We start from the raw sequence: 11,204 nt of genomic DNA, 5'->3' as shown, positions 1-11,204 counted from the left end.
CAGCCTGACGCAGATAGTCCGCAATGCGCTTCATCGTGCTGAGGTTGAAAAACCGGGCGGTTGTCACCTGTTCCGCCATGCGATGGCCACGCAGATGCTGGAGAACGGCGCCGATACGCGGCATATCCAGGCCATATTAGGCCATGCCAGTCTGGAAACGACGCAAATTTATATGCGGGTCGCTATCGGACACCTGAAAGAAGTGCATCAACAGACACACCCGGCAGAGCGTGATAATCCGACAAAATCAACGTCAGAGAGCGGCTCAGGCCGTGCCAACGGAAAGCCGGACGCCAAACGGAAACCCCCGTGCACCGGACAGCCCGCCAGTCCCCGTTGAGTTCGCAGGGATCAGTGCGGGGGCAGACCGTGGCCGGACTGCCCGTTGACATCAGAGTCTGCGGGGGTACGTGGGCAATGGTCGGCCTGAGCAATCGTGTCTCCGTTAAAAATGTGCAGGCCGCCCAAAGCCCACTCAACATAATGTCGGGGAATTATACGCCACTCACCGGGCGGCTCCGCTGCCAGTTCACGGCATCGAAGAGCGGCTCGCAGCGTATAATACACATTATGTCTGGCGCCCCCGCTATTCGGCATCGCAGGGTGCCGCCGCACAAGGCTGCGCCTTATGCTGTCAGCACCGGCGCACCAATTTGGCAAACTCAGCGCCAATCTTAAGCACTGTGCTACATTCCGGCAAAATCACGTCGTCTTTAGCTGCCTGACCTGGCTCAGGCCAACAACCCTGTAGGCAGGTCGGCCTGCGGCCTCCGTTAATTTACCTCCCCCGCCCCGACCCCACTGCACTGGCTGCGCCCGGCTCGCAGTCGCAAGCTCCTTGCTCGTTACCGTGCTCGCCATCTCCGCCCCGTGCAGCCCCCTGAGGGGGCTTCCCTTGAATCAAGCATCACCTCAAAACCGGGCCAGATCCTGAGCTTCAGTGCCTGAGAGCGTCGCAATGCGCCGCTTGCGGGTTCTCTGCCACCCGCACCCGCAGAACGAGCGCCCGCCGTCCGGTAAACCGGGCAGCGTTCGCCCGTTGCCAGAAGTGAAAAATAATCCCAAACTGCACGTCGGGGTCAAAAAAATGATCGGGGCAAAATGGGCGAAACGTGTCCCGCTGAAAGCCTTGCCCTGCGCGGGCTAGCGCTATCCTACGGGTATGACTGCCTCGGAGCTGATGACCCTTCGCCGGTCAGTGGCTGGATGAGGAGAGCGGGTTAGTCTACAACCGGTTCCGGTATTACTCGCCGGTGGCAGGGCAGTATCTGACGCCGGATCCGATTGGATTACAGGGTGGATTTAACCCGTATTCCTACGTACATAATCCTACAGGATGGGTTGACCCGTTAGGATTGGCTCCATGTCCTGAAAGATATGCGCGGTATAAGGAATTTAGAAAACAAGGACATACTGCGTTATCAGCAGGTAAATTATTAAAAAGTAAAGGTGGTTCGTGGGGGAAATATTTGACCAAGTTGACAGGAACAACCCCACCTACAGGAATGTGGAGACCGCATGCGCACCATATAGTCTTCCAAAAAGGCCCTGCCGCAGCTAAGCCATATATTAAAGATAGCCAGAGAATCCTGAGAGAAGCTGGAATTGATCCTAAATATGGAATTGAGAACCTTGTATGGGCACCAAACAAAAACCATAGCGTAGAAGCAGCGAAAAAAGTTAATGATGTATTAAAAGAGGCGGTATCTTCGGGTAGGTCAATAAAAGATGCCTTGGCAGAACTAGGTGAATTGTTCGCAAAAGATAAAATATTATAGTACCGGAGTATATTTATGGATTTTCGAAAGCTAGAAAAAGACATTATTGACAGCATTTCTAATGCTGTAAGGCATATAAAAGGGCAAGATTATTGGGAGGATATAAATTCTTTTTGTTTATACACAGATGAAAGTTTTATGTCTCTTTCTTTACTATTTAATACAAATATGCACTTTGAGTCAGTAAAAGATGATGAATATCCTCTGACGTATAAGTACAGTCCAGCAGAATGGTTTAGTGAAACTATTTCTGAAGGTGATGATGAATATCTGTACAAAAACACTGCTTTTGCTTCTGTGTCGTCACAGATGATGGCTTTTTCTATGAGTGATGAATTTGAAGAAGATGATGGTAGAGATGATGTTATTAAAGCTTGTTTGAATGCAATCAGATATTGTATTGATGAGAATATATTTCAAAAGCCAAAATTAACAATATATTTATTTATGCTGAGTGATGGCTATGATGAGAAAGAAATATTAAATTGGAACAAACCATTGAATGAGTCCATTATTAAAAAGGAACTCACTGAATGGGTTAAAAATGAGCTATAGAAATAACTCATTCAGAAATATATTTTTGTGGTAAATTTGATAACGCTGGCATCATTGCTAGCGTTATTTTTCGTTAAAATAAGAAATAGTTATCCTATTTTATAATCTCCAATCAGTTCCCGCATCCGCAGCTTAATCTCACTGAGCTGGTCTTGCTGGCGTTGGTACTATTGTTTAATGTTGCAGGTGTCGTCGCTGTCGGGAATGAGCACCAGACAGCCCTCCATAATCTTCACGATGAGGATGCAACCCTTATCGAACCCGGCTGCCTTAAGCCACTGGCCTTTAAGATGAATGGCAGGTGGTGCAGCTTCTTTGTCATTTTGCGGCACGTATCCCACGGTGTAATAACGTTCGGTTTTGGCGGCTTTATTTTTCCATATGAAAGGTTAAATCTATGGTCACCCTCGTTTTTGCAACGCAAATTTTAATGAATGTTGGGCTTGATTAAATCTATCCGGCGTCACTATAGGCAAGGATGCCCGCGCCTCGATGAATTCCGCGCCTGATGTTCCTAAAAAATCACTAGGCTTTAATAAGCCATCTTAACCTTTAGGTTTCTCATCAGGCCGATAGGCCGTTTATGTCATCAATAATTAGTCTTCAATTAGTCTTCGCAAAACCAGTGGGGTAACGTTTAAATTTATTAATAATGACGCAGAATCAAACGATAAATATCGTGCGCTGTGTTGTGATTACCCAAGCTATCCGAGCCAATTTATCCGCCAGTGCACAAGCCACGACATTGGAGTGTTTTCGTTCAAGTTGCTGCTTGACCCAGTCAGCCAGTTTTCCTGAATAATTATCCAATCGTTGCATAAATACTCGTGCGCATTGAACCAAGAGTCTCCGCAAGTTTTTATTTCCCCGTTTACTGATACCTAGCAGGGTATTTTTTCCTCCCGTGCTATATTGCTTGGGAACTAATCATGTTGATGCCGCAAAATCACGACTTTTGGCATATTGTCGGCCATTCCCTAACTGTGAAGAAAGTAAACTGGCTGTGATTAAACCCACACCGGGGATAGTCATAAGACGCAGGGCAGTGTCGTCCGTTGCGATCGTGTGCTTTAGTTCAGACTCTAACTCGACTATTCGTTCAACAATATAGCGATAATGGGCGTGTAATTGCATCAGCAATCGGATCAGATAATCTGGGAGTTCGTGCTCTGTCAACACACACGATAAGCGTTTCATAATAGCTTATCCCTTCGTTAGGCTAATCCCAAACTCGAGTAAGAAGCCATGTATCTGATTAGTTGTTTTGATCTTATCCCTGACAAGTGACTCCCTGACCCGATGTAATGCCCGCATTGCTTGTTGAACTTCAGTTCGTGGTTGAACAAAACGCATTGAAGGGCGTGATGCGGCTTCGCATATTGCTTCGGCATCAATAAAATCATTCTTGTTACTTTTAACAAAAGGTCGGACAAACTGGGGCGAAATCAGTTTAGTTTCATGCCCCAGAGCAGTTATCCGTCTTGCCATGAAATGAGCACCAGCACAGGCTTCCATGACAATGGTGGTAGAATGGCATCTGGATAGAAACTCCATCAATTTGTTTCGCATAAACTTTTTACGTAGGAGGGCTTTTCCTGATTTATCCCGGCAATGGATGTGAAAGATATGTTTGCCGAGATCGATACCCATGAGTGTGATGGTGTTCATGATGATGGCCTCTTATCAAAGATAATCACCCTATTAATATACTGCTGGTAGGGTGAGGGTGACCATTTCATTAACCACCGACTTTAGTCGGTCAGCTTTAGCTGCGATACTGTGTTGCACGAGAGGTGCAATATGGATTACAGATATGGCGACCACACGGTATTTCAGATTGAGTATCATTTTGTGTGGGTAACAAAATACAGGCACAAAGTGCTAACAGGTGAAGTTGGCTTACGGGTGAGAGAGCTAGTTCGTCAGACCTGTGAAGCGTTTGAAATCAGTATAGTAGAAGGGGTCGTGAGCAGAGACCATGTACATATACTGGTGAGTTGTCCTCCGAGCTTAGCGCCCTCAGAAATCATAAGGCGAATAAAAGGAAGAACAGCAAGTAAGTTGTTTGAAGAGTTTGCTCACTTGAAAAAGCGTTACTGGGGTCAGCATTTTTGGGGTAGAGGCTATTTTTGTACGACGGTAGGTCAGTTAACGGAAGAGATGATAAAGTCCTATCTGGCGCATCATTTTGAACCGAACCCGAATGATCACTTCAGGCTGGATAATTGACGCATCGTTTAGCCGATGCGTATCCGGACTTTCAGTCCGTTAATCTCTAACCCACCGACTTTAGTCGGTGGTTGTTGAGTTTGGGTAAAAGAGGGTTATGTGATTTTAAATTTGATAATGTTTATGTAAAATACATGGATTTATCTCATTTTGAAAAATCTTATAAACAAAACAAAAATGAAATTTTTCATGTTATTTCCAACTGTGTTTCTGAAAATAATACGTTTAATGATTTGTTTGTCTTGCATATGATCATCATGAACTATTCATTCTTAGTATTAAAAGATAATCCAAGTGAAATACTATTGTTGAAGTCGTTTCTCAGTAGCAATGAGGAAACTTTTATGAAGATATTGTCATTAGTGATAGATGTTGGGTTTTATATTTCAGAGGATAAGTTTAATGGATTAAATTTAGAGGGGAGTTTAGAGAGGGTAGAAAAAAGTGATTTTTTAATAAAGTAATAATGGAAATTTAGATTCTTATATTTTATTTTTGCAAATATCATATAATATGATATTTGCATTTTTAATTTTCCAGTCACATGCATAAATAGTGAAGTAAATCGCTGGAAAACCTCTCATTGAATGTAAAAGGAAAAATAAAGGAGGATGAATAATGTTGCCTTTTATTTACAAATATAAAGTTAATTCATTTTTTAGTAAAACAATATCGCCTTTGAATAATCATTTTCTATGTTATTATTCTGATGATGAAGAGTTTGAAAATGATAAGGAGCTATGTTTTAAAAATGAGTTTGATAGAGGATATATTCAGGCAAGTTCATGGGACGTTCTGTTTAGTGAATATGTGCCTACAGAATATTGGAATGAAATGAAAGAGGATTTCTTTGAAAATGAAGAAATAAAAATAAAAGATATAGATTATTATAATATTAGTTTGATGGCTAATAGAATGTTTTCAATTTTTGATATTAACATGGAACTTTGTTCTTATAGAAAAGAGCTAACGAAGTTTTATTGTCATTATCAAGTGATAAATTACTATGGCAATGATGTTATACGTCTTTCATTTTTGAAAAGATTATTAGGTGAAATGTGGATTTGGGATCTTGCCTATGATAACTTATCCATAATTAATAACGAGTTAATATATTCGGGAGAAAATGGAGGTTCCTATAACTTTCATGATCTCATTGATCATTTGTGTAATATGATTAATTCATTTTCACTACCTGAATATCTTGTTAATATGCTTTTATATGTCAATAAGATGATGCATGAATGTATTGATTTGTTATTGGGTAAAAATGTTAAATATTACTTCGGATTTTATGATGCTAATGAAAAATATATTAATGCTAATTGTTTTTTAGATGCTTATGAAAACAACAAAGAAATGATTTTTAATGTGCTTAAAGATTGCACTCGTGATTCTCAATCTTTTTGTGAGTTATTCATTTCTCATATGATAGTAATGAACTATTCTTTCTTTGTTTTAAAAGATAGTCCTGATGAAATATTGTTTTTGAAATACTTTTTAGAAAATGATGAAAAATCATTTATCAACCTGTTATCATTAGTAATAGATATTGGTTTTTATGTATCAGAGGATGATTTCGATGGGTTACATATAGAAAAATATCTAGAGAAAATAGAAAATAGAAAATAGAAAATAGAAAATAGAAAATAGAAAATAGAAAATAGAAAATAGAAAATAGAAAAAAGCGATTTTTTACTTGATAGATAATTGAAGTTTCTATATGTAATAAAAATTAATATAATTCTATAAAGTTTTTGTAAGCGTCCAGTGCTCCCATCTTTTTGTTATCTAATAAAGAAATATGGGATCACTGGGCGTTTATTTTTAGGGAGAAGAAAATTACGAGTTTGATGATTGCAATATGCCGGCCAGTGGTTGGATGAAGAGAGTGGTCTCTTCTATAATCGGTTCAGATATTATTCACCTATAGCGAGCTGTTACCTAACACCAGACCCGATAGGCATTCAAGGTGGAGTCAATACTTACGGTTATGTATCGAACCCAACGGGAGAGATTGATCCTCTGGGCTTGGCGAAGAAAAAACCGAAGGAAGATCCTAGAAGGACTGCTCCAGAACCGAAGGTCAAAGAGGAAACTTATGAAATTGTGCGACATGTTTGTACTGAAGAATTGGAAAATATTAAAAAGGCATGAGGAAAAATTGTGTTGCATATAGACAGCCCCCGTGTGGCCCGTTGGATTAATGTGCCAACAGAACAATATAAAACAGGGGAGGTTAATCCTAATCCAACAGAGAACATACATAGAGTAACTTATAGAATCACGGAAAAAGGATTTAGGATGTTAGATATGAAGAACGGGATAGACGCTGAAAGGTTTTATGATGGTGAAGCAGGTGCACCAAATAAAGTTCTCTATAAAAGAAATGAGGCAGGTGTCCGTGGAATTGGAGTAAATGTGTTAAAGGAGTTCAATGAGGAAATAGTTAGCACTGAATATCAAACAAGAGTAGGTAAAAAATACGGTAAATCAAAGCCAATTACTGTATGTAAAGGAAAAAAAGGAGGGTAAGCAATGCTACGTTCAATTTATAAGTATAAAGTTGAATCTTTTTTTAACGAAAATGCACTGCCTTTTGATCATCAATTTTTATTTTATGAAAATTATTTTGATTATAAAAAGAAAAAAAACATGAAGTTATGCTTTAAAAGGCAATATAATAAAGATTCTATTGAATTAATCTCTTGGGGTTCTCTGTTTAGGGAATATATGCCTCAAAGATACTGGGAGGTTATTCCTGATAATCTAATGGAAGAAAAGGAAATATTGGGGTTTTCTAGTATAGATTATTATAATATTGATCTGATTTTTAGCCGGGTTTTTTTTATTTTTGATATTAATAAGGAAGTTAATTCTTACAGGAAAGAATTGGCTAAATTTCACTACCAATATCAATCTTCACATTATAAAGGAAATGATGATATCCGTCTTTTTTTTATAAGGAAGTTACTTTTTGAGATGTGGGTTTGGGATCTTGCTTATGATAAATTATCTATAAAAAACAGTGTATTAACATATACGGCAGAAGGTGGGGCCTCTTATCCTATTCATGAATTGGTTGATAGGTTATGTGACATTATTAGATCATTTTCACTACCAAAAAAATCATTGGAACTTTTGGATTTCATTAATCTCATGTTACATGAATGTATTGATTTTATATTGGGGGAAAGTGAAGTCTATGATTTTAAATTTGATGAAATAAATGAAGAATATATTGACGGATATTACTTTTTAGAATCTTACCAAAATGATAAAAAGATTATTTTAAATGTACTTAAAAATTGTGTTAGAGATTCTCAATCTTCTAGCGAAATATTCGTTTCTCATTTAATTATAAGAAATTATTCTTTTTTTGTGTTAAAAAACAACCCAGATGAAATTTTATTATTGAAATCATTTTTATCTGATCATGGAGACATTTTTCTAAAGATATTATCATTAGTAATAGATATTGGATTTTGTGTATGGAAAGACACATTTGATGGATTAAATTTAGAAGAATATTTAGAAAAAGTAGAAGAAAGCGATTTCTTACTTGATAGATAATTGTAGTTTCTCATAAGCTTTAAAAACTCACATGAACCTATGAGGTTTTGTAAGCGTTCAGTGCTCTCATCTTGTTGTTATTTAATAAAGCAAAATGGGAGCACTGGACGCTTATTTTTTAAGGGAAAGAAAATTTAGAATTTGTTTTAGGACTGGAATTTATTGGCCAGTGGTTGGATGAAGAGAGTGGTCTCTTCTATAATCGGTTCAGATATTATTCACCTATAGCGGGCTGTTACCTAACACCAGATCCGATAGGCATTCAAGGTGGAGTCAATACTTACGGTTATGTATCAAATCCAACGGGAGAGATTGATCCTCTGGGATTGGCAAAGAAAAAGCCGAAGGAATACCATATGATACTTCAGAATCGAAAATCAAAGGAGTGAAGTGATAAATAGATCAGGATACTATTTTAGTACTTGTCAGCTCTTTTTAACTCATAAAACGTTCCCCAAACCCAGCACATCAGACAAAAGCTATTCTGTTTCCCACTTAAAAAGGGATATCAATCACATTTCACTCATTAAAAATAGCGGATAACACGAGCGACTTGTTCATACAATTACATTGGGTCGAGAGGCAACAAGCGAACATAAAATTGAGAGGTGCATGAATGATAACTCAGGATGAAAAAAAGCAAGTATCTGATTGGTTTCCAACACTAACATTACCCAGGCCTGAAGATAGTCATAAAGGTACTTTCGGGACTCTGAATATTATCGGCGGGGCAGAAACTATGAGTGGTGCTTGTGTTCTTGCTGGTACAGCTGCGTTAAAAAGTGGGTGTGGGAAGGTTATTATCGGTTTTAATCAGGAACCCCTTGCTGTCCAACTGATAGATACTGTACCGGAATTGATATTGAATAAAGCAAGCCAGCTTTTTGAAGGTGAGCTTCCATCTGCGTGGGTAATTGGTTGTGGACTAGGGACTTCTGCTGAGGCGGTTAGTTTTATACAGAAAATGATTAACCATATCCATCAAGGTGAAAAAGTACTGATTGATGCTGACGGTTTAAATATTTTGGCAAAATTCCCACGCAAAATTGTGCTTTCGGATAAAACAGTTATCACGCCTCATGCGAAAGAAGCATCGAGGTTGTTACAGACAAATTCTCAATCTATTCAGTCTGACAGGCTGGGTTCGGCACAAGCTTTGAGTACCCGGTATGGTTGCTGGGTAGTACTTAAAGGTCATCGTACTGTGATTGCAGCACCGGATGGGCGAACGTGGGTAAATGAAACAGGTAATAGTGGCTTGGCGACTGCTGGTAGTGGGGATGTGCTTTCCGGTATTATCGGTAGTCTGCTTGCTCAGAGTATTCCATTTGAGGAAGCGGTACGAGCTGGGGTTTGGTTACATGGTAAAGCGGCTGATATGCTGGTTGCGGATGGGGTCGGGCCGATAGGTCTGACAGCCCATGAACTTATTGATTATGTCAGAAAAATAAGAAACCAAATAACTCATCACGATATATAATGGCTGAATTAAAAACTGACTATTAAGGAGTCGGCGACAATGATGAAAAAAATACTGTTAGTTTTTATGCTTTTCATATTTTCACAGGTATCATTTGCAGATGATGCAACTATTTTTGAGACAAAGACTTATCACGTTGCTATTTATAGTTTTTGCCCTGAGGGGGACGTAAGTTGCGAGGATGTGAAGTCTGTTGTGACAAATAAGAAAGATCATACTTCACTGACAATGAGAGGGCACACTATGAATAGAAATTGTGACACAGGGAGCTGTTCTTTCTATGGATATATGTTTAAGCATAAAAATATGACATATACCATTTACCAACAAGGGATTTTATATATTTCAAAAAATGGGAAGTTGATTTTTTCGGAGAATGGTGTATTTAATTATTGATTTTCAGTGTTATTAACTATGATAGTTAATGTATATTGGAAATATCACCAGTTTAATTAGTTACGTTATGTATTTCTTTTGTTTTACATAGTGTTTTTTTATTTTTTCAACTAAAAAATACAATTAAATTAATTAATTAAGAGTTATCACTAAATAACATTAGCGACAATTCGTCTCATTTATGATTTGTTTATCAAATTTTTCTATTTGAAACTTGAAAGATTGTCAGTAAACTTAATATACTCTTCCCTTGCATAAAGCACCCCCTGCATAGTGCTTTTTATGCTGAAAATAATAAAAAAGAGGTTGGTTACTTTGTAAATCCTCAGTAAAAACATGGAATGGTAGTGTGGCGTAGTCGCTACTATGAGTCATGTGGAGCCATATTCACAGATTAAAGTTAGGTCCTCATAACATCATTATATATTTACTAAATAAAGCTGCTGATCAAGAGCAGGTAGGAATGTTTTTACTACTTTTATCGATAAATGAGATTAGTTATGAAATTGGGATATTACGATGGAATTCATATGGAAATTTAACAGGTTGATTACCAAATTAGGGATTTAAAAACCGTTTTTTCATATCTGATTTGATATATGAAGGGGGAATGATGCTTTTCCATGTTATCAACAAAAATAATATTGTTGCACTTTCGTTAATATTGGGTGTTGTCGTTTTCTTTTTTTCTTTATCATATAATAACAGTAAGTTGGGCATTATCGATTATGCTGATAGGCACTGCCAGAAAAACACGGCTTGTCTGATTGATATGAATAAAATCGTCCCTTTTGATTGGGATAAAATGTATATTATTGATAAGGGGATGGGGCATAAGGATATTGAGAATATTATCGGAGCGGCATTTAAAGGAAAAGCGAGCCTTTTTTATAAGATTATTTTTGTCAGAAATAAACAGGTAGTTTATGAAGATGAATATGATCCCTACATAAGATCGTATGAAAAAAAACTATTGAAACCAGATTTTCAGTATCCTTATGACGGGAAAGAAAATTATTTCAACTATTATGCGGTCTCCAAAGATAATGCAATCCTTTCAATGAAAATTGAGAATAAACCACTCACAGATGACGATAAAGTTTACTATAAGCTATCGCCTTCTAATTCACAGCAGGTGAGAGAGAAAAACTTGTAAATATATATCCGGCTATTGGTTGGTGCTTCAGTGCAGG

At 38.1% G+C, this 11,204-nt stretch carries 14 protein-coding genes and 3 pseudogenes; 14 read left to right on the top strand and 3 right to left on the bottom strand.

All coding sequences use genetic code 11. The features are described from left to right. On the top strand, positions 1-340 hold a 340-nt coding region (locus AAC855_RS19550), incomplete at its 5' end, for a tyrosine-type recombinase/integrase (protein ID WP_340611803.1). An 11-nt stretch (positions 341-351) separates the two neighbouring features. Here the strand turns inward: AAC855_RS19550 and AAC855_RS19545 are convergent. After that, complete coding sequence (locus tag AAC855_RS19545; RefSeq protein ID WP_340611802.1) at positions 352-615, bottom strand: hypothetical protein; 264 nt, start codon at positions 613-615, stop codon at positions 352-354. 486 nt (positions 616-1,101) lie between these two features. Here AAC855_RS19545 and AAC855_RS19540 point away from each other — a divergent pair, with 486 nt between their 5' ends. The 3 genes and pseudogenes from AAC855_RS19540 to AAC855_RS19525 all read left to right on the top strand — a co-directional run bounded on the left by AAC855_RS19540 (position 1,102) and on the right by AAC855_RS19525 (position 2,333). Further along, the gene (locus AAC855_RS19540; protein WP_340611801.1) at positions 1,102-1,224 is read left to right on the top strand and encodes a hypothetical protein; all 123 of its coding nucleotides are present in this window, start codon (positions 1,102-1,104) and stop codon (positions 1,222-1,224) included. Further along, positions 1,188-1,376: pseudogene (locus AAC855_RS19535) on the top strand (RHS repeat-associated core domain-containing protein); the annotation flags it as partial. The gene AAC855_RS19540 and the pseudogene AAC855_RS19535, both read left to right, overlap by 37 nt. 417 nt (positions 1,377-1,793) lie before the next feature. After that, positions 1,794-2,333 carry a DUF4303 domain-containing protein gene (locus AAC855_RS19525; RefSeq protein ID WP_340611800.1) on the top strand — a complete coding sequence of 180 codons (540 nt, stop codon included), beginning with the start codon at positions 1,794-1,796 and terminating at the stop codon, positions 2,331-2,333. Positions 2,334-2,500: 167 nt separating this feature from the next. Here AAC855_RS19525 and AAC855_RS19520 read toward each other — a convergent pair whose 3' ends face one another. Both AAC855_RS19520 and AAC855_RS19515 read right to left on the bottom strand, forming a co-directional pair. Beyond that, the gene (locus AAC855_RS19520; RefSeq protein WP_340611808.1) at positions 2,501-2,716 is read right to left on the bottom strand and encodes a SymE family type I addiction module toxin; all 216 of its coding nucleotides are present in this window, start codon (positions 2,714-2,716) and stop codon (positions 2,501-2,503) included. Between the two features lie 280 nt (positions 2,717-2,996). Continuing rightward, positions 2,997-4,001: pseudogene (locus tag AAC855_RS19515) on the bottom strand (IS110 family RNA-guided transposase). Positions 4,002-4,133: 132 nt separating this feature from the next. Here AAC855_RS19515 and tnpA point away from each other — a divergent pair. The 10 genes and pseudogenes from tnpA to AAC855_RS19465 all read left to right on the top strand — a co-directional run bounded on the left by tnpA (position 4,134) and on the right by AAC855_RS19465 (position 11,167). Further along, on the top strand, positions 4,134-4,562 hold the full coding sequence (gene tnpA, locus AAC855_RS19510) for an IS200/IS605 family transposase (protein WP_340611798.1): 429 nt from the start codon (positions 4,134-4,136) through the stop codon (positions 4,560-4,562). A gap of 80 nt (positions 4,563-4,642) precedes the next feature. Next, positions 4,643-5,026: a hypothetical protein gene (locus AAC855_RS19505; RefSeq protein WP_340611796.1), complete on the top strand. Its 384-nt coding sequence runs from the start codon at positions 4,643-4,645 to the stop codon at positions 5,024-5,026. Between the two features lie 154 nt (positions 5,027-5,180). Continuing rightward, positions 5,181-6,194: a hypothetical protein gene (locus tag AAC855_RS19500; protein ID WP_340611794.1), complete on the top strand. Its 1,014-nt coding sequence runs from the start codon at positions 5,181-5,183 to the stop codon at positions 6,192-6,194. 225 nt (positions 6,195-6,419) lie between these two features. Beyond that, a pseudogene (locus AAC855_RS21705) lies at positions 6,420-6,602 on the top strand (RHS repeat-associated core domain-containing protein); the annotation flags it as partial. Between the two features lie 168 nt (positions 6,603-6,770). Next, entirely contained in the window at positions 6,771-7,097 is a 327-nt protein-coding gene (locus AAC855_RS19490; protein ID WP_340611790.1) for a hypothetical protein, read from the top strand. A 3-nt stretch (positions 7,098-7,100) separates the two neighbouring features. Beyond that, entirely contained in the window at positions 7,101-8,135 is a 1,035-nt protein-coding gene (locus tag AAC855_RS19485) for a hypothetical protein (protein WP_340611788.1), read from the top strand. Between the two features lie 152 nt (positions 8,136-8,287). Continuing rightward, entirely contained in the window at positions 8,288-8,524 is a 237-nt protein-coding gene (locus AAC855_RS19480; protein WP_340611807.1) for an RHS repeat-associated core domain-containing protein, read from the top strand. A gap of 227 nt (positions 8,525-8,751) precedes the next feature. Beyond that, positions 8,752-9,615 (top strand): NAD(P)H-hydrate dehydratase, encoded by an 864-nt coding sequence (locus AAC855_RS19475; RefSeq protein WP_340611786.1) that lies wholly within the window; start codon positions 8,752-8,754, stop codon positions 9,613-9,615. A gap of 39 nt (positions 9,616-9,654) precedes the next feature. Continuing rightward, entirely contained in the window at positions 9,655-10,011 is a 357-nt protein-coding gene (locus AAC855_RS19470; RefSeq protein WP_340611784.1) for a hypothetical protein, read from the top strand. 610 nt (positions 10,012-10,621) lie between these two features. Beyond that, the gene (locus AAC855_RS19465) at positions 10,622-11,167 is read left to right on the top strand and encodes a hypothetical protein (RefSeq protein WP_340611782.1); all 546 of its coding nucleotides are present in this window, start codon (positions 10,622-10,624) and stop codon (positions 11,165-11,167) included. Positions 11,168-11,204 lie beyond the last annotated feature (37 nt).

The sequence above is a fragment of the Xenorhabdus bharatensis genome (assembly GCF_037996705.1).
In the GTDB taxonomy this organism is placed as follows: Bacteria; Pseudomonadota; Gammaproteobacteria; order Enterobacterales; family Enterobacteriaceae; genus Xenorhabdus; species Xenorhabdus bharatensis.
This window is presented reverse-complemented; position numbering and strand designations above follow the sequence as displayed.